Below are 19,507 nucleotides of genomic sequence, written 5' to 3'. Positions count from 1 at the left end.
TATACCGTGAGAAGCACATTCGCGGAGCCAGATAGCCTCGATTCCGAATTGGTCGGGTTCTTCGCCGAACCTGCGGCGGTGGCTGCGGTAAGGCAGGCCCGGACAGAGCGGGACCCGCGACCGGTCTACCGGCTCCTTGGCGAGCGGCGGCTGCTCGCACCGGCCTGGCCCGAGCGGCTGGGCGGCCGGGACGGCTCCTTGGTGCAGGCCGGAGCGGTCGCCGAGCAGCTGGCTGCGCGCGACGTGCCCGACTTGTTGCACGTGATCTCCGTGCAGACCGTCGGAAACCTTCTGCTCCGGGGGGCACCTGAGTCGCTGGTCACCGAGATCGTTCCGCGCCTCGCTGCGGGACGGGCCTTTGCGGCCGTGCTCTTCACCGAACCTGGGGCAGGCTCCGACCTCTCCTCGGTCATCACCTCCGCGATCGTGGACGATGACGCCGTCGTGCTCCACGGCGAGAAAGTCTACGGACTCGTGACGAGCCTGTGCCAGCACGGGTTGTGCCTGGCCCGGGTGGAGGGTGGCCGAACCCCCTACGACGGACTGATGCTCGTTCTGCTAGACCTCACTACGCCGGGCGTCACCATCACCCCTGTGCCATCCGCCTGGGCAGATCCGTTCCACCGGGTCGGCCTAGAGGACGTCCGGGTGCCCAGAGGCCGTGTCGTCGCGCCGCCTGGGCAGGCGTGGCCGCTGCTCTTGCGCACGCTGGCGCTGGAGCGCACCGGGATCGACTACTACTCGCGCGCCCGCCGCTGGTACGCCCTTGCCAGGGAACGGGCCGAAGTTCTTGAGATTGCCGGCGACGCCGACGTCTTGGCCGCGCTAGGTCGCTTCGGCGCGCGACTTAACGCCGCAAGGCTGCTCGCCTACCGAACCCTCAGCGCTCTCGATGAAGGCGAGCCGCCGGACGAAATGGCGGCCACGTCGAAATGGTACGCCAGCGAGTTGGCCGCGGATCTGGCCGGTTGGACTTCCCTTCGGCTCGGCGGGACCGCCGACGACGCGGACCCACTCACCCATCTCATCCGCGAGGCGGCCCTGGAAGCGCCCGGCATGAGGATCTCTGGGGGGACGAGCGAGATGATGCTGCGGACACTCGCGGGAGCTTGCATTGGCGGTGCCGGCTGATGCCCGCGATCAGGGTCCTGACCGATCTCGTCGCCGAGCAGCTCGCGCACAACGTCGCTGACCTGGTCGGCGGTGCGGGCGAGCCCGGCAACGAGGTCGGTCAGAACTGGAATGACCTTGTTGAGCTGGGCGTGCCCGCTTTCGCCGTCCCCGTTGACGCGGACGGCCTCGACCTCGGACAAGCAGCCGCGATCATTGTGGCCGAGGAGCTCGGAAAGGTGGCGACCGGGCGGCGATACTTGGATGGCACGCTTCTCACCGAGATGCTCGCCAACACTGGCGCGGGTGGCCCGTTGCACAACTCATCGCACGGCACGGCCTGCCGAATCGAACGATTGCGCCGGCTGGCCGACGGACGCACTCATGCACGGGCCGTCGCCATCACCGGAACCGCTCCGGTCGCCAAACCCGACGGCGAGGGATGGACGCTCCCCGCTAACGTCCTCCCCGAGATCCCGGAAACCGTGGACACGTTGCTCATCCGGTTCGAGGCGGAGGGGACCACCCTCATCGCGGTGGCAGAGCCTTGCCGGCACGGCACCCCCGTGCACGTTACCCGTGCCGGGGTCCTGGCCGAACCGGAGCTGCCCACCAGCCTGCGGGACCGGGCGAGACTGCGGCACGCTGCGAATCTCCTCGGCGCGGCGGTCGCCGCGGTGGACCTTACAATCGACCGCGCCACCGAACGACGCCAGTTCGGCGTGTCCCTGGCCACCTACCAGGCGGTGGCCTTTCCGCTCGCCGCGCTGTGCGCCCGCGTCGACGCCGCCCGGCTGTTCGTGGAGCACACTGCGTGGCAGCAGGACAAAGGGCAGTTAGACCCCGGCAACGCTGCCACGGCGTTGGGAATGGCCATCGAGCTGGCCCACGATGCCGTCCAGCAGTGCGTGCACACACACGGGGCGGCCGGGCTGGTCCAGCACAGTCTTCTCGACAGGCTGCGGCGGCTCGTGCTGGGCGAGGCATCGCGGTGGGGGCCGGCAGAATTTCTCTGGCGCGAGGCGGGAACTGCATGGTCCTCCGTCACCCTCGCCGAGCCAGCTGCCCACGAAGGGGTCGGTCAGCGATGAGCATCCTCGATCGACTGCCCCCCATCTGGGGTCTCTCCGACTTCCGACGATTCTGGACTGCAACCACGGCCGCCCTGTTCGGGAGCGCCTTCGGGCTTATCGTGATCCCGCTCATCGCTGCCCTCACCCTGGACGCATCACCGGCCGACATCGGGCTGCTGGGGTTCCTGGAACTCCTTCCATACTTGCTTTTCGGCCTGTTCGCGGGAGTCTGGGTGGATCGCTTCTCCCGACGCCGCGTCATGCTGGTGTGCCACCTCGGCCGATTCCTCGTCCTCTGCGGTATCCCTATCGCCTATTTGAGCGGCACACTCAACCTACCGTTTCTGCTCGCAACTAGCTTCGTGTTCGGCACCTTTAGCCTGTTCTTCGACATAGCGCACCAGGCCTTCCTCCCCAGCCTGTTGGAAAGGGATGAGCTCGTCTCCGCGAACGGCGCGATGCAGTTCAGCCGTTCGGCCGCGGAGCTCAGCGGTCCAGGCATCGCCGGTCCGGTGATTGCGATGGTTACCGCACCGGCTGCGGTGCTCGTCAACGCTTTTAGTTTCCTCGCAGCCGCGGTGCTACTGCTGCGAGTCCGTCGTGGTGGCGAGGCAGTATCACGCTCGGGGGAGCCAGCGAGCGTGCTGAGCGACACCCGAGAGGGTCTGGTGTACGTGCTTCGCACACGGATGCTGCGCGCGATCGCCGCATCCCTGTTCGCGGTCTACTTCTTCGTCGTCTCCATCTCGATCCTGACGATCTACTACGCCAGCACCCAGCTCGGCCTGGGCCCAACTCAGATCGGCGTGGCATACGCGCTGGGCAGCGTGGGGACCCTCATCGGGGCGTCGATCAACAGTCCCCTGATGCGGCTCCTTGGGCTCGGTCGGATGGTATGGATGTCCGCCCTGCTGAGCGGGTTAGGTCCCCTGCTGATTGCCCTCGCCACTCCGGGGAATGGGTTCGTGATGCTGATCGCTTCGGAGGCGATTGTGTCTGTGTGCGGCACCGTGTTCGCAGTCGGGCAGGTCAGCATCCGGCAGAGCGTTACTCCCGACTTCATCCAGGGCCGAATGAACGGTTTCATGCGCTTCATAGGCATCGGCAGTCGCGCGGTGGGCAGCCTGGTGGCCGGCGTTGTAGGCGACCTCATCGGGGTCCGAGCGACTCTCGCCATTGGATCGGTCGGCGGCCTACTCGCGTTCCTCAGTATCTGGTACTCGCCGATCCGGCGGCTGCGCACCCCTGAGGACGTCACTCAGGAGCTGGCCTCGGACTGGCTGGCTGAGCGGAGCGATGATGCCTGACCGATCCGACGCCATCGTTGTTGGCTTGGGCGCGGCAGGCGCCATCATGGCCGACCGGCTCACCGCCGCCGGCATGCGGGTTCTCGCGCTCGACAAGGGAGACAACCACCTAGACCGGGAGTTGTGGTCGACACATGACGAACTTCGCATGTACGTGCGCGGCGACATGCTGCCCACGATGCGTACCGACCCGCTCACCTGGCGAGCGGACCACACCACCAGCGCGCGTGTTTTGCCTTGGGCGGGCACGTTGTACCCCCACGCTGACCCGCACCACTTGCCCCCCTCCTTGGGCACCGGTGGCGGCACGGTGCATTGGACAGGCGCCTCGTGGCGGTTCCGAGAAGCAGATTTTCGGATGCGCAGCACCGTCCGTGAGCGTTACGGCGCCTCCGCGTTGCCGACCGACACTGACGTCGTCGACTGGCCGTTGAGTTACGCCGATCTTGAGCCCTACTACGACCTCGTAGAGCACGAGCTCGGCGTTAGTGGCGCCGCTGGCAACATCCGCGGCCGGACGCAGCCCGGCGGTAACCCCTTCGAGGCTCCTCGCCAGGGCGACTACCCAATGCCACCGCTGCGGCGCGCCGCGGCCGACCGCTTGTTTGTCGAGGCTGCTACCAGACTCGGCTACCACCCGTTCCCGCAGCCGGCAGGGATTGCCTCGGTCCCTTTCCGCGGTCGGCCTGCGTGCACATACTGCGGTTTCTGCCACGGATACCCATGCCACACCGGGGCCAAGTCCTCAAGCCTGGTGAGTTCCTTGCCTGCGGCGTTGGCGACAGGGCGGCTAGACATCCGAACCGGCTGCCGAGTCACTCGTGTCCGCATGGACCGACAAGGTCGGCGCATTGCGGGAGTCGACTACCTCGACGAGTCGGGACGGGGCAGGGTTGCCGATGCCCAGCTGGTTTTGCTTGCGTGCTATACACTGGAGAACACCAGATTGCTCTTCCTCTCTGGGATTCACTGCGGCGGGCTCGTCGGCCGCTGGTTCATGACCCACAACTATGGCCGGCTGACAGGCACGCTGTCGGAGCCGACGAACGGTTTCATGGGTGCACAAGCCGCAGCCAGCGTGTTCGACGACGTCACGTCAGAGCTCATCCCGGACAACCCGGAAGGAGCCCTATGGGGCTCCCCCGTGATCAGCGTTCCAGGCGACTTTCAGCCGATCGAGGCGGCTCACATGCGGCCGGCCACCGTCCCCCGCCACGGATGGCCTCTGAAGGAATGGTTGCGTGACAACTTCAGCAGGCTCTTTGCGATCTGCTCTCAGACAGCCAACCTCCCCGGTGCGGCGGGGTGGTGCGACCTCGATCCCCAGGTCCGTGACCCTGCTGGCCTCCCGGCGCTGCGGATCACCCATCGATGGACCGCCGCAGATCTGGCCGCTGCCGCGTTCATGATGCGGATCAAGCGCAAAGTGGCCGACGAGATGGGGTGGGTGGAGCGATGGGAGGACGACTTGTCGCCGCGCTACCATGTGTCCAACCACGATGCCGGTACTTACCGCATGGGTGAAGACCCACACGCCTCGGTCGTCGACCCCTACGGCGAGCTGCACACCTGCCGGGGCCTGTACGTGCTGGGCGGCGGCCAGTTCCCCACGTTCGGGTCGTACAACCCCACCGAAACCATTCAAGCACTTTCCTACCGCACGGCTGACCACATCACTGGCTCTCCGGCGCCCACCAGCCCTGTGGTCGCCAAGAGTACGAATGCAAACGGGGGGCCGCCGTGACGGCAGCGATCGGGCCGGCTCACTGGCTGGACTCAGTCGAGGAACTGGACCGGTCACGCTGGGCGGCGTTGGTTCGGACCGCGGACCTGGAATACCACCTGGACTATCTGGCGTTCCTGGAAGCGGAGGATCCAGACGGTCGTTCGATACTGGTGTTGCGCGACGGCGTCGGTCACTACGTCGCCGGGTGCGCGTTGAGCCAGCTCACCGACCAGACTCCCCGTTCCAGCCGGGCGATTGACCTCATCGCCCACCCCACTACGTTGCGGCTGGATGACGACGACACGTCAATGCCTGACGCCATAGTGGCTGTTCTCCGCCAGCACACCGGCGACGCCCCCACAGACCTCGAACCAGGCCTGCGGGACGCATGGCAGGCGCTCAACCGGACAGTCGGAGTTCCCCTCGTGGTCCGATCCATGTGGGACAGCAGCCTGCTCGTCAGCCCAGAGCTGAACGGTAGGGAGCGCCACCGCGCCATGGCCGCGCTCCTCACCGCCCTGCTGCGGGAGGCGTTGCGGCGCGGCTACCTGTCGGTCGCACTGTTGTACGTACGGCGGGGGGACCCAGGTCTGGAACGGTTGCTCACGGCCGCGGGCTTCGTCTCCGGTTCAGTGAGGGGCATCTCTCGGATCCGACTGGCCGGGTGCAGTTCAGTCGAGGACTACCTGCGGCGGTTCCGGCGCAAGCGCCGCACCGGAATGCGTCGAGAGGCGGAACGGGCCGCTGAGGTAATACTGCTGGACCACGATGACACGGAGGTGAGGAACCGCGTCGCCGAGCTGGAGCGGCTTAACAGCGACTATTATGGCCTCCAACTGACCGCAGGCAGACTACGCGCAGTACACGAGCACTTGGCCGCGACGGTCCCGGACCGCGTTCGGCAGTACGGCATTGTTAACGACGGCAGTATCGTTGCCGCGCACCTCGTGCTTCGGGGCGATCGCAAGTTGTACGCGCTCGCATACGGTGCAGACTACGCACGCTTGGGTCACGCGAACGGGCTCTACGGCCCGTTGGTCTTCCAGCGTCCCGTCGCCGAGGCCGTGGCCGCTGGGATGTCGGCGGTCGAGCTGGGTCCCGAGGGATACGAGCCGAAGATGCTGCGCGGCGCCAGGCTGGACCAGCTGCGCACATACCTGTGGTCGGCCACGCCAGAGGGCAGGGCGCTGGCACGCGATTGGCTGGCCGTTGTCGACGCGCGTACCACCGTCGCGCTCGATTCACTCATGCGTCGACACTCCGTGTGCGACTCCACGCTCGCGGATGAGATGGTGGTGACCTCGTGACCGGGACGGGATCAGCACTGAAGAGTCTTGTCGTCGGCTGTGGTCATGCAGGACGCGACCTGCATCTCGCCGTGTTGCACCGGCACAGGCACACCAACATCGGTGTCGTCGACCGCCTCTTTGAGCCCGACTGCGCCGACCCGAGGCTCCCGCTCGCACAGTTCCGGCGGCTCGACGAGGTGATCGGGTTTCCACCTGAGCAGACGGTGGTGCACGTGTGCACAGGACCTCGCGACCACGTGTCAATAGTGCGTGACGCGAGCGCCCACGGTTACCGGCAGTTCGTGGTCGAAAAGCCACTGGCGACCTGCGTCGCCGATGCCGACCATGTGCTCGACCTCACCCGACGCCTGGGACTCGATGTGCTGGTGGTGGCGAACTGGCTCTCCAGCTCGCTCACCGACCGCGTTGCTGAGCGGCTGCGCGAAGCTCGGTTACGACCGATCTCGGTGGTCATGCGTCAACACAAGTCGCGGATCGGAACCAGCCTCGCCTCGACCACACACGATCTCGCGTTCGATGTGGAGATGCCACACTTGGTGGCGTTGGCGCTGCACCTGTTTGGTCCAGAACTGACTCTCGATGGCGCCGACCTGCAGGAGCTCCGGGTCGGCCATGTGGTGCGACCCGGACTCGGTGCGGCACGCATCAGGCTGCGCACCACACAAGGAGTGCCGCTCATGTTGGAATCCTTCCTGGATGCGCCGATATCGGAGCGGTCCATCACCGCGCGCTACCCCGACGGTAGCGAGATCCGCGGCTACTACCCCGTGGACAGCCGAGACTTCTACTCTCAGCTGATCCACGTCGATCCGGCTGGGCGGATGACAGACCGGGAACTGCTGGTCGACCAGACACTCGACCGGTTCCTTCGCGAGGCGTACGCGTGGTTCGAGGGCAGGGGGCAACGCCCGATCAGTGATGCGCACCTGCACCGGTCCGTTGTCGACGTCCTCGACCTTGCCCGCAATGACGCAAGGACCCGGCCACGCCCACGGCCAGCGGTTGACGCCCCAGCCCCCTCGTGGATCGAGCCCTCCCCATGACCATCCCCTTCTTCTCAAGCGCGGCGACGTTTGAGCAACTGCGGCCCGCGATCCTGGAACGGCTCGCGGGCATCATCGATCGAGACCACTACGTAGATGGTGCAGAAGCCCGTGGGCTCGAAAGGGACATCGCCGAATACACCGGCGCACGACACGCGGTGGCATGCGGCAGTGGAACCGACGCGCTCCTTCTACTGCTGGCGGCAGCAGGAGTCGGGCCAGGCGCCGAAGTCATCGTGCCGGCGTTCACCTTCTTCGCCAGTGCCTCGGCGGTGTCTCTGCTGGGCGCCCGACCCGCCTTCGCCGACATCGAGCCTGTCTCCTACGGGCTGGACCCAGCCGCAATATCGACCGCCATCACGCCCTCGACCATGGCAGTCATGCCGGTGCACTTGTTCACCCAACCCGCGGATATGGACGGCGTCACGGAGGCCGCGGCCGCCGCCGGGCTCGACGTACTGGAGGACAGCGCCGAAGGGATTGGCATGCGGTACGGGGGCGTCCACACTGGCCTCATCGGCCGCGGTGGCGTGCTGTCGTTCTTCCCTAGCAAGACGCTTGGAGCGGTCGGCGACGCCGGCATGGTTCTCACCGACGATGACCAGCTAGCCGCGGGCTGTCGCAGGCTTGCCGCAGTGGGCATGGGGGGGCGGATGGACGAGATCCAGGCTGCCGTTCTACGAGAGCGGATGACACGACTTGACGCCGATATCAGGCGTCGGTGCGCTCTGGCCGCCGAGTTGGACGAGCGGCTTGCACCGTTGGCACCCGCGATCAGCACCCCACGGCTGGTCGACCGCCGGTCGCCGGTCCAAGCGGTCTACTACGTGTACCTCATCCAAACCGACGACAAGTCGGGCCTTGTCCGCCACCTCACTGAGCGCGGCATCGGCACCGAGGAGTATTACCCCCGCCCCCTGCACCTGCAACCGTGCTTCGCCGGTCTCGGCTATCAGCCCGGCGACTTTCCGGTCGCCGAGAGGGCCAGCGGCCGCACAGTCGGCCTGCCGTTCTACCCGGACCTGAACGAGGACGCGGTCGATCGGGTGGTCGCAGCGCTGACAGGATTCGTCGAGTCCCGGGGAGTGTCATGACCGACCCCCAGGTGCCGTTTAGCTCGCGGAGGCGGCAACGCGCCCGCGAACAATTGCTAGACGCCGTGCTGAATGCGGCCGGCAATGACCGCTTTATCTTCAAGCAGTCTGTTGCCGAGCTCGAGTCGGCTGTGCGCGGCCGCACCGGCGCGGACACGGTGGTGGCTTGCGCCGCACCCGCTGGTGGGATTGTGATGGCCGCCAACGCACTGGGGGTCACCCGCGACGACCGGGTTGCCGTAGCTGCCTGCGCCGGCCCCGAGGTGGTTGCCGCACTGTCGATGCTCGGCGCCCGCCCGGCCCCCGTCGACGTCTCTCCGGGCACTGGCGTGCCCGACCTGGCCACCTTGCGCTCCACCGGAGCTAGAGTCGCGCTGGTCGACCATCCCCTTCAGGTGGCCGCACCCGGCCCACTAGGCGGGCCGGACATAGCGGTTGTGCATGATGCCACCGGACTGGCCGACGCCTTGTTCGCCTCCTGGGCTCCCGGCCTCTGGGATGACGCCGCAGTCACCGGGCTCGGCCGGGACGGACCGCTTCTCGCAGCCGGTGATGGGGCGCTCGTCGTGACCCACAAGGCCCCCGGCCGCACCGTGAGGATGCTGCGCAACCACGGACAGGACGGGGTGACTCGGTTCCTGCACCACCAAATCGGTCGCAACAGTCGGATGGACGAGTTGGTTGCCAGCTTCGCGGTCACGATGCTGATGCACGCGGACGCCGCGAGAGAGCGGACTGCCGCCCTCGCCGCCCGCTACGACGATCGTCTCGACGATCTGCGCGCCGCCGGGGTGCATCCGATCGACTCTGTCGGGCTGCCTCGCGGAACGGGCTACGGCGTGGTGGCGGACCAGCGTGACTGCGTGCTTGCGGCACTTGCCAAGCACGGCATTGAGGTGGGGCCGCTGCTCAAGCCCCCTCCGTGGTTGGATCACGAGACACACCCCGGCGCAGCCACTGTTGTCACCGGCGGGTTGCTATTGCCCCTCCACCCCGATCTGATCGACCATCAGCTCGATCTGGTGGTGGCGACCGTACTCGGCAGCCGAGGCGACGAATGACCACGCGTGGGTTCAAGGCGCCCAACTTGCCGCTTGTGCGACCCTGGCAGCTGGCCGGAATCGGCGATGAGGCCGGCCGGAGCGTGGTCGAGCAACTCGCCGTGCACCACGAGCTCGGCTTTGGGGGCATCGAACTCCGGAACGTCGATGACCAACCACTGGCCACCATCGAACCCACGCGCCGCAGGCACATCACCGATGAGGTTGTTGCATCCGGTCTCCGTGTCGTCGCCCTCGACTCCACCATCGGAAACTGGGCGACCAGCATCGTCGCACCGGTGGAGCCCGACCTCCAGGAGCTCGACGTACTGGCCGAGATAGCCGACAGAGTCGCCTCCCGGTACGTGCGGGTTATGTCCTATCCAAACGCGGGTCTGTCCGACGCCGAGTGGGGCAGCCGTGTGCTAGACCGATTCGGGTTGCTCACAGAACGAGCAGCCACCTACGGGCTCACGTTGGTGCATGAGAACTGCTCTGGTTGGGCCGCCCGGGACCCAACCCGGGCGCGCGCCCTACTCGACCACGTCGCCTCTCCTGCGCTGCGGCTGCTGTTCGACCTGGGAAACCCCATCACGCACGGCGATGATCCACTTGAGTACCTGCGGCCTGTACTCGACGCCGTCGTCCATGTGCACATCAAGGATGTTGTGTATGACCGCGCAAACGGGACCGCCGAGTTCACGATGCCCGGGCACGGCTCGGCCCCTCTGCAGGAAGTGCTGGATCTTCTCGCCGGGGTGCACTATGCCGGGGCGGTCAGCCTAGAACCGCACGTCGCCCACGTGCATCACCTGGGTGACACTGCCCCTGCCGACCTGCGGCGTACGTCGTACCTCGCGTACGCCCGGGAGTTCCTGACACTCGTCGGGTGCGGCCGGTGACCTGGGCACCGGCCGATGACGAGCTCCTGCTGGAGCTCGTGGGCATCGAGACGGCCAGCCCAATGGAGACCGGCGAGCCCTCTGACCTCGCTTCCGCGCAAAGACGCCTCGTCACCCACGCAGCCGCCCTCGGGTTCCAGGTCGTGCACGACGCCGCCCCACCGGTCTCCGTCCTTGACGAGCCAGGTACGCCGCTCACAGTCATGGAGGCGGCTGCCGCTCTAGGGACGGCAAGGTTCTGCGAGTCTCAGCCCAACGTCGTACTTCGACTCGGACCGAGCCGGTCTATCGCACGCACCCTGGTACTTAACTGTCACCTCGACACCGTAGCCGGCGCAGTCCCAGTGAGCCACACGGGCGGCACCGTCACGGGTCGCGGATCGGTGGACGCTAAGGGCCAAGCGGTCGCGCTTATAGCTGGCGTGAGGGAGGCACTTGCCCGCCGACCCGACTTTCCCGATAGAACCACCGTGCTGCTGCAGCTGGTCGGCGGGGAAGAAGGTGGCGCCATGGGCTGGTATGGGACTCGGCTGCTCGTTCGGGCCGGGTTCACAGGTCGCATCAACGTGGTGGCCGAGCCGACCCGTCTCGCCACCCTCGACCGCACTACCTCGACCATGACGGCGCGGATACGCGTGGACGGCGAAGGCGCCACCGACGACGCCGCGGCTGCTGGGCACAACGCCACGCTGGCGTTGGCCGTCGTCGCCGACGCCCTCGTCCGCCGCATCGGCCTGGAGGCAGCCAATTCGCTGTGCCTCGGCGGCCTTCACACGGGCACGATGCACAACCGCGTCTATGGCAAGGGGGTCCTACTGGCAAACCTCGCCTACGGTTCCAAGGAGGAGGCAGCTTGGCTGCGGGCAACGACCGAAGACGCGTTCGGCAGCGCGCTCACCGTCCTGGAGCGCGACTTCGCGCACATTCCCATCGCGACGCGCACCGCACGTGACGCCCGACAAATCTGCCAGTTGGAATGGACTAAGCAAGGGTTGCCAGTGCTCCGTGGCCGCGATCCGGCGATGGAACGCGTGCTGACAGCCGCTGGGATTGACCGGCATGACGACGACGCTGGATTGGCACCGTTCACCTGTGACGCGATGTGGTTCAACGATAGCAGTGGCTACACCGTGGTTCTTGGCGCCGGGGATCTCGAGGAAGACGGGGCGCACACGGATCACGAACAAGTACGGTTGACTGATTTGGCGTCGTACGTTGACCAGATCTCGGCGCTGCTGACCCAATTTGACAGGATGCCGCGGGGATGAGCGGCGAGTTGGTGTACGGAGTGAGCATGTCCTCGCGGTTGGTGTTGTCTGAGAACCTCGCAAAGTCCGGACCACGCCCGCGGTCTGACGACACCTTGGAAGCTGAGTGTGAGGGCCATCCGGATGACTACAGAGCGGTTTAGAAGGCCGAGTGGACGGGGTATTCACCTGTGGCACTTGAGATTGCACGCCAGTAGTGAGCTCGGATCCCATTAGGTTTCACCTGAGGAACGGTCTCAGGCGCGGCGGTTGCGCTCTCCATTTCGTGAACAGTATTTGGCGTCTCACCATTACCTACGTCAGATCCTCGGCCAATACACCGGTGTGGAACCTCGGCGACTTGTGATCACGCGCAATTGCATCACGTGTGGTTCGAACCGTCACGGAAAGCCAGACCTGCTGCTTCCCGCCTGTGGCCGACGCCTGGAATTCAACTTAAGTCGCTCCGGAGAGCATGCCGTGCTAGCGGTCAGTGGAAGAGCAGTGGGAGTGGACATCGAATGGGTTCGCCCAGACGTTGACTGGCAGGGGCTCGGTGGTCACGCTTTCACTAGCCAGGAAATGGAGTGGTTAAGGGCTCGCCCGAGCGTCACCTCAGACTTCGATGCCGCGCGGCTGTGGACGCGCAAGGAGGCCGTCCTCAAACTGACCGGTTCTGGCCTATCCGGTGGTCTCAACAACACTCAGGTCTTGAGCACCGAATCACTCGGTGAATGGACGTTAGTCCGACAAGCAGACTTGGAGGTTTGGGTATGTGAGCCCAGCCTGCATTCTGGCTGTTCAGTCTCGGTGGCGGCATATTCTCCAAGGCGAGTACGGCTGTTCTCCATGCCGCCGCCGGTCGATTGACCTGCGGCGCGAACGGCTGACCTGGCACCGAGCCGGAGCTCGCGCAGGCCCCCGCCCTCTATGGGCTCAGCTGGTCAGACTGACGCTGACGCTCGCCTAGGCTCCGGTGCGGTCTTGCGGCGCCTTCGCAAGGCCCTTTCACAAGGCCCTGCGTGCTGCACGCCGTAGTGCCGGCCCCAGCTCGGCGATGGCCCCGTCGAGCCTCTGGGGCGGATGGACCTCCGCGAGCCCGTCGAGCAGCTCGGGATCCCTGTGCGTGGCCTGCAACGTTGGTCCCGCATACTCGTCCTAGGACGAGACAGCGGCAACCAGACGCCGGTACGCCTCGACATCGTGCGGCTCCCCCAGCCACGCCGAGGCAGCCAGAGCAACGCGGCGGGCGAGCAACGCGGCCTCGTCATCCGTGGACGTCATTCTGAGCCTCAGCCCGCTTTGAGGAAAGACCGTCTCGGAGACAAGACCAGAAGCGAGCCCGACTGAGCCGTCCCGGCGAGTCCGGAGACTCCCTACCTTGGGAGGATTCGAGAATGGGACGTCCGAGCAAGTACCCCGATGAGCTTCGGGAGCGGGCGGTGCGGATGGTCGCTGAGGTGCGGCCGCAGTACCCCTCGCAGTGGGCAGCGATCACTGCGGTCGCGGGGATGTTGGGGGTCGGGACTCCCGAGACTCTGCGGACCTGGATCCGGCGATACGAGATCGAAGCTGGACAGCGGCCGGGTGTGACCGCGGACCTGGCGGCGGAGAACAAGCAGCTGCGCAAGGACATCGCCGAGCTGCGGCGGGCCAATGAGATCTTGAAGGCAGCGGCTTGATATGTAGGTGATCCGCGAGTCGTTCCAGGTGGCCGGTGACCCCGGGCGGATGCTGGTTGCAGTAGCCGTCGAGGAGGCCGGGATGGCTGACGTGTTCACCCCCTGTCTGATCAGTCCGGTGGGCGAGCCACCCCGGCTGGGCGACCCGCTGGTCGATGAGTACCTGCGTTTTACGGCCGCGCGGGTTCGCCCGAACTCGCTGGTCGCGCAGTCCTTCGACCTGAAGGTCTTCTTCACCGTGGTCACCAAGCCGCCCCAGCAGGTCGATGTCACCGACGTGCTGGGGTTCATCGAGGAACAGCGCACCCCACGCAGGGGACCGAACGTGGTCCGGCTGGCCGACGGTGAAGCCGGGCTGGCCGCTTCGACGATCAAGCGCAGGCTCGCAACGATCTCGTCGTTCTTCGACTACCTGGTGCTGCGCGGGATGCGCGACCGCAACCCGGTCCCGCGCAGCATCAACGCCCGCCACCGTGGTCACCGCGGTTCCCCGCTGGTGCGGGCGCCGAAGAAGATGCCGCGGGTGCTGTCGCTCGACGAGGTCAACTCGCTCACCTCGGCGCTGCGGACCGACCGGGACCAGGCGATGATCTCGTTGATGGTCCACGCCGGGCTGCGCCGCTGCGAGGTCCTCGGGCTGCGGTTCGGCGATGTCCACATCGGTGACCGGCGGGTGTTCATCGCCGACGGCAAGGGCGGCCACCAACGCCTCGTGTCGGTCGTCCCGACGTTCTTCATACAGTTGGCCAGCTACCTGAGCGCTGAGCGTCCCGACGACGCGGTCGACGACCACGTGTTCGTGGTCCTGAAGGGACCCACCCGGGGCCGGCCGCTGACCGCCGCCGGGCTCGACCAGGTCCTCAACGGTGCCCGGACCCGCGCCGGGCTGACACACGCGACCTGCCACGAGCTGCGGCACACCTGCTTCACCCGACTCCGCGAAGCCGGGATGGCCCTCGAGGCGATCCAGGCACAGGCCGGGCACGCCTCGATCGAAACCACCCGGATCTACCTCCACCTTTCCAACGACTGGCTCGCCGGTGAGTACCAGCAGGCCATGGCCATCCTCGATGGCTGGCACGACGAGCCTCCGGGAGGAACATCGTGAGCATCAACACCGCAGCCACCGGACCCTCGACGGCGCCGGCTCCAGCTGTGCCGCTGATCTTGCCGACGTTGGACTCGGCCGCAGGTTCCTACATCGACGCAGCTGCCGGTGAAAGCGGGCGGCGGTGTCGGCGCAGGGGTGTGGTCGGGTTCATCAACCGCTACCGCGACCTGGACTCCTGGCTGGCGCTGCCAGTCGAGGAACGTCGCGGCACTCGCAGCGACGTGATGGCGTTCGTCGGGCACGCCCTGGTGCACTGCGGTGTCCTGGTCGACCCGGACTTCGTGATCACCTCCGGATGCCGGTGGGGCAAGTACGTCGCCGATGCCTACCCCGACCAAGTCGCCAGGTTCGCCGACCAGGCCGCCAGCCTGGGTTATTGCCGGCAAGAGACCCATCGGATGTGGGCCTACCTCGCCAAGATCTGCATGATCACCGGCACCGGTCCCGACCAGATCACCCCAGAGGTCTACGTAGACGCGCGCCGCCGGATCCACGACACCGTGATCGCGGCCCGGGGCTATCGCCCCAAGACATTGTCGACGCCGCTGTTCGGTCTGGACTCGGTGATGTACCACCGCGGCCAGGCCCCACCGCCCGACATCCGACGCCGGTGGACCGGCCGCCCGGTCAAGGAGGTCACCTGGGAGGAGCTCGCCGACGCGGCGCCGATCCTGGTCACCACGATGCGCCGCTACCTTGACCAGTGCCTGCTCGGCCTGCGGCCGTCTTCGGTAGCCTGCTTCGACACCACCTTCCGGCAGTTCGCCGCGATGCTGGTCGCCGCGGATCCTCCGGTGAGTCGGGTCGCCGACATCAGCCGCGAGCACCTCGAGGCCTACAAGACCTTCCTCGCGGCCCGGCCCGGGCATCACGGCCGTCCGCTATCGAAGACCACGCTGGGGATGCGGGTCGGACACCTGCACACCTTCTTCAGCCGGATCATCGAGTGGGACTACGACGACGTCCCGGCACGGATCCCGGTGTACGCCAGTGACCGTCCCCGGCTGGACAAGCCGCTGCCGAAATTCCTCGACGACGCCCAAGCCGTCGCGTTCATGAACGCCGCCCGTCAGCTGCCCGACCCGCTGGACCGGCTCATGGTCATCACGCTGGCCTGTACCGGGATGCGCCGTGGGGAACTGCTCGCGCTCACCATCGACGCCGTCGTCCAGATCGGCACCGGATACTGGCTACGCACACCCGTCGGGAAGCTTCACACCGACAGGTACATCCCGCTGCACCCGCAGCTGAAGGACCTCCTCGACCAGTGGGTCGCCACCCGGCCGGACTGGCAGGCCACCTCACTGCTGCTGACCGACCGCGGCCGCCCGATCCCGCCGACCCGGGTCGACAAAGCGGTCCAGAAAGCCGCCACCGCCGCCGGGATCGGCCATGTCCACCCCCATCAGCTGCGACACACCCTGGCCACCCAGGCGATCAACCGCGGCATGTCCCTGGAGGCGATCGCAGCACTCCTCGGGCACCACGATCTGTCCATGACCATGGTCTACGCCCGCATCGCCGACCGAACCGTCGCCGAGGAGTACTTCGCCGTCACCGAGAAGGTCGAAGCCCTCTACGACCAAGCCGCCCACACCCACGGCCAACGGGCGGTGCTGCCCGCCGACGCAGCCGGACAGAACATGCGGGCACTACGCAACGAGAGTGTCAAGCGCCTCCTCGGCAACGGCTATTGCGGCCGCCCCCGCGAGCTGGACTGCCAGTACGAGACCATCTGCGAATCCTGCTCGATGTTCTTCACCACCATCGCCCACCGCGACACCATCCAGGCACAACGCGACGACGCCACCGCGCAGGGACACGACCGCCGCCGGAACGTCTACGACGCCTTGCTCACCAGACTCGACGACCACCCCGCTTGACACCGATCACCCACATAAGGCGATTTTCTTCGGGGCCGAGCTCGACCGGCCCGGGAAGCGGTGATCAGGTTCATCACCGAGCACAAGGACCATCAGGCCCCCGATCGCGTCACTGGCGGGGTCGGGCTGCGCTGGGGAGTCGAGCCCATGTGCGAGGCGTTGACGAAGGCGGGCATCAAGATCAGCCCGGCCACCTACTACGAGTGGATCAACAAGAAGCCGACCAAGCGGCAGCTCGCCGACGCCGAGATCATCGCGGTGATCCGCGCTCAGCGCGCGGACAAGAAGATCGGCAAGTTCGTCCAGACCCTGGGCTCACGCAAGCTCTGGATCCGGTTGCGCGGCCAGGGCCACGACGTCGCCCGGTGCACCGTGGAGCGGATCATGCGCGAGCAGGGCTGGGAAGGTGCCCACTACGGGTCCAAACACAAGACCACCACCCCAGACGGCTCCCATGACCGGCACCCGGATCGAGTCGATCGCAACTTCGCCGTGCCGGCGCCGAACCACCTTTGGGTTGCCGACTTCGTGCGCCACGAGGCGCTGTTGAACCGAGTGGGGGTGAGAGACCACCACCGCCTTGCTGTCGCAGCAGCGGGGTGAAGTTGAGGGCAGCCTGATCCCCGGGACGGGGGTGAGGGTGGACAGCGGCCCTGACAACGACGAGGCGCACCAGTACTGCCAGATGGTGCGGGCTCGGCTAACGAGACGGAGAGGCATACGTGAGAAACCAGTGTCTGAACGCCCCTCAAGCGCACCCACCAGCCCGGAATCTGGCGGACATGGGCTGGGTCGCACCGCGCACCCGTCTCGTCCTTCGCGGGTGGGCGGGGAACTCCCGGTTCGGAGAATGTCGTCGGCCCGGGAGGCCATGGTGAAGGCCTGCGGCGTAGCCATGGCGATGGTGCAGGGGCATAGCTGGATGCCGGTCCCGTCGAACGGTCAACAGTGAACGTGGGAACCCTGCCGCCGGTCCCTTCCGAGGCCACGGTCCCGGGTAGCCAGCCCGGGCTCTGCCCAGCATCGGGGTGGGAAGGTCCGTCGCCGACTGATGCCGGCGGCAGGGGGCGGAGAGCCCGTAGTAGTCCGAGGCCGGGAAAGCCGGCCACATGGCGAAGGGGCTCAGTTTGATTCAGCAGCAACTGATGCATGAGAAGGAGCCACACCGGTGAATACGGGTGTTCCGTGGCTGAGCGAGGTCGTGCCTGACACGACGACGGCGTGGTCGCGGGTACTTGCGATGCAGACGAAACTGCACCGTTGGGCGACGGCCGATCCGGGTCGTCGGTTTGATGATGTGTTCAACCTCGTGCACGATCCCGCGTTTCTGATGGCGGCGTGGGACCGGGTGCGGGGCAACAAGGGCGGTCGCACCGCCGGGGTGGACGGGATCGTGCCGCGATACGTCGCCCCGGAGGATGTGACCGGGATGCTCGCCGACTTGCGTCAGCAGGTGAAGTCCGGGGAGTTCACGCCATTGCCGGTCCGGCAGAGGAGGATCCCGAAGGCGGGCGGGAAGACCCGCTCGTTGGGGATCCCGACGATGACGGACCGGATCGTTCAGGCGTCCTTGAAGCTGGTGCTGGAGCCGATCTTCGAGGCCGACTTCGAACCCAGTTCGTATGGGTTCCGGCCGAGGAGGCGAGCGCAGGACGCGGTCGCCGAGATTCACTACTACGCAACGGGCAACCGCTCCTATGAGTGGGTGTTCGAGGGTGACATCAAGGCGTGCTTCGACGAGATCGACCACACCGCCCTGATGGAGCGGGTTCGTGGCCGGATCGCCGACAAGCGCGTGCTGGCGCTGATCCGCGTGTTCCTCAAGGCAGGCGTCCTCACCGAGGACGGGCTGAACAGGGACACTCGCACCGGCACCCCGCAAGGCGGGATCCTCTCACCGCTGCTGGCCAACATCGCCTTGTCCGTGCTGGACGAGCACTTCACCGCGAAGTGGGAAGCGCTCGGACCGGAGTGGACCCGCGCCAAGCACCTGCGCGCCGGGGGCGCGACGATGAAGCTCATCCGCTACGCCGATGACTTCGTTGTCCTCGTCCGCGGACCACGCGCGGCTGCCGAAGCGCTGTTCGGCGAGGTGGCCGAGGTGTTGGAGCCGATGGGCCTGCGCCTGTCGGAGGAGAAGACCCACCTGACCCACATCGAGGACGGGTTCGACTTCCTCGGCTGGCGCATCCAGCGCCGGACGTGGCAAGGACGCGGCGGGACCAAGCAGACGGTCTACACCTACCCATCGAAGAAGTCTCTTGCTTCGATCAAGGCGAAGATCCGGACGCTGACCCGTCGGAAGGCACATCGCACGCTCGCAGACCTCCTACGCCGGATCAACCCGGCGATCAGGGGCTGGTGCAACTACTTCCAGCACGGGGTATCCAAGCGGACCTTCAGCTACGTCGATCACTTCGCCTTCTGGCGGATCGTCGGCTGGTTGAAGAAGCGCCACCCCAAGTTGAACAAGCACACCGTGGTCCGTCGCCATCTGCCCGGGTGGCATATCGCGGCGGACGGGATCGAGTTCTTCCGAGCGTGGCAGGTGCCGGTGACCCGGTACCGCTACCGAGGAGCCAAGATCCCGAACCCCTGGAACGCGCAGGGGACGCGGACGAGCACCGCAGCGGCCTGAATCAGACGGAGAGCCGGATGCTCAGGAATGGGCACGTCCGGTTCGGAGGGCGGGCCGGGGAAACCCACCAGCCGAAAGGCTGACAGGGCGCCCCGGTCCGACCCCTACACCTACGTGCCGACCTGGACCGGGTTCGTCTACGTCGCGTTCGTCATCGACGCCTTCTCCCGCCGGATCGTGGGTTGGCGGGCGGCGAAGTCGATGACCACCGCCCTAGGGCGTGTTGGTAAACGGATTCGGGGTGCCGCGCGGTCAGGGTTGGTTCATGACGACTCGGCAGGAGATCACTGACGAGCAGTGGGCGGTCTTGAGTCCGCTGTTTTCCGACCCCGAAGGGCCGT

The 19,507-nt window shown here is 66.6% G+C and carries 14 protein-coding genes and 2 pseudogenes; all 16 read left to right on the top strand.

The genetic code is table 11. The annotated features are described in order from the left end of the window. Positions 1–6: 6 nt before the first annotated feature. Positions 7–1,131 carry an acyl-CoA dehydrogenase family protein gene (locus QM638_RS03355; RefSeq protein WP_415140519.1) on the top strand — a complete coding sequence of 375 codons (1,125 nt, stop codon included), beginning with the start codon at positions 7–9 and terminating at the stop codon, positions 1,129–1,131. Continuing rightward, positions 1,131–2,201 carry an acyl-CoA dehydrogenase family protein gene (locus tag QM638_RS03350; protein ID WP_415140518.1) on the top strand — a complete coding sequence of 357 codons (1,071 nt, stop codon included), beginning with the start codon at positions 1,131–1,133 and terminating at the stop codon, positions 2,199–2,201. Before QM638_RS03355 ends, QM638_RS03350 begins: the two co-directional genes overlap by 1 nt. Next, the gene (locus tag QM638_RS03345) at positions 2,198–3,490 is read left to right on the top strand and encodes an MFS transporter (RefSeq protein WP_415140517.1); all 1,293 of its coding nucleotides are present in this window, start codon (positions 2,198–2,200) and stop codon (positions 3,488–3,490) included. Before QM638_RS03350 ends, QM638_RS03345 begins: the two co-directional genes overlap by 4 nt. After that, entirely contained in the window at positions 3,483–5,234 is a 1,752-nt protein-coding gene (locus QM638_RS03340; RefSeq protein WP_415140516.1) for a GMC family oxidoreductase, read from the top strand. The genes QM638_RS03345 and QM638_RS03340 overlap by 8 nt, the downstream gene beginning before the upstream one ends. Continuing rightward, the gene (locus tag QM638_RS03335) at positions 5,231–6,523 is read left to right on the top strand and encodes a GNAT family N-acetyltransferase (RefSeq protein ID WP_415140515.1); all 1,293 of its coding nucleotides are present in this window, start codon (positions 5,231–5,233) and stop codon (positions 6,521–6,523) included. Before QM638_RS03340 ends, QM638_RS03335 begins: the two co-directional genes overlap by 4 nt. Next, a complete protein-coding gene (locus QM638_RS03330) occupies positions 6,520–7,569 on the top strand; it encodes a Gfo/Idh/MocA family oxidoreductase (protein ID WP_415140514.1) in 1,050 nt (349 codons plus the stop codon). The genes QM638_RS03335 and QM638_RS03330 overlap by 4 nt, the downstream gene beginning before the upstream one ends. Beyond that, positions 7,566–8,663, top strand: a complete 1,098-nt coding sequence (locus tag QM638_RS03325) for a DegT/DnrJ/EryC1/StrS family aminotransferase (protein WP_415140513.1) — start codon at positions 7,566–7,568, stop codon at positions 8,661–8,663. The genes QM638_RS03330 and QM638_RS03325 overlap by 4 nt, the downstream gene beginning before the upstream one ends. Beyond that, entirely contained in the window at positions 8,660–9,724 is a 1,065-nt protein-coding gene (locus QM638_RS03320) for a DegT/DnrJ/EryC1/StrS family aminotransferase (protein ID WP_415140512.1), read from the top strand. Before QM638_RS03325 ends, QM638_RS03320 begins: the two co-directional genes overlap by 4 nt. Positions 9,725–9,807: 83 nt before the next feature. Next, positions 9,808–10,605: a sugar phosphate isomerase/epimerase family protein gene (locus QM638_RS03315; protein WP_415140511.1), complete on the top strand. Its 798-nt coding sequence runs from the start codon at positions 9,808–9,810 to the stop codon at positions 10,603–10,605. A gap of 62 nt (positions 10,606–10,667) precedes the next feature. After that, positions 10,668–11,873, top strand: coding sequence for a M20/M25/M40 family metallo-hydrolase (locus tag QM638_RS03310; protein ID WP_415140531.1), 1,206 nt, complete (start codon positions 10,668–10,670; stop codon positions 11,871–11,873). Positions 11,874–12,197: 324 nt separating this feature from the next. Beyond that, positions 12,198–12,722: a 4'-phosphopantetheinyl transferase family protein gene (locus tag QM638_RS03305; protein ID WP_415140530.1), complete on the top strand. Its 525-nt coding sequence runs from the start codon at positions 12,198–12,200 to the stop codon at positions 12,720–12,722. Between the two features lie 527 nt (positions 12,723–13,249). Then, positions 13,250–13,531 (top strand): annotated as a pseudogene (locus tag QM638_RS03300) (transposase); the annotation flags it as partial. A gap of 10 nt (positions 13,532–13,541) precedes the next feature. After that, entirely contained in the window at positions 13,542–14,642 is a 1,101-nt protein-coding gene (locus QM638_RS03295; RefSeq protein ID WP_415140510.1) for a tyrosine-type recombinase/integrase, read from the top strand. After that, positions 14,639–16,528, top strand: a complete 1,890-nt coding sequence (locus tag QM638_RS03290) for a tyrosine-type recombinase/integrase (RefSeq protein WP_415140509.1) — start codon at positions 14,639–14,641, stop codon at positions 16,526–16,528. The genes QM638_RS03295 and QM638_RS03290 overlap by 4 nt, the downstream gene beginning before the upstream one ends. Before the next feature lie 24 nt (positions 16,529–16,552). Further along, positions 16,553–17,056: pseudogene (locus tag QM638_RS03285) on the top strand (IS3 family transposase); the annotation flags it as partial. A gap of 769 nt (positions 17,057–17,825) precedes the next feature. After that, positions 17,826–19,166, top strand: coding sequence for a group II intron reverse transcriptase/maturase (gene ltrA / locus QM638_RS03280; RefSeq protein WP_415140508.1), 1,341 nt, complete (start codon positions 17,826–17,828; stop codon positions 19,164–19,166). Positions 19,167–19,507 lie beyond the last annotated feature (341 nt).

Origin of the sequence: Nocardioides sp., assembly GCF_047606145.1 — a bacterium.
Classification (GTDB): Bacteria; Actinomycetota; Actinomycetes; order Propionibacteriales; family Nocardioidaceae; genus Nocardioides.
The sequence above is the reverse complement of the archived record's forward strand: the minus strand, read 5'-3'. Positions and strand labels throughout refer to the sequence as shown.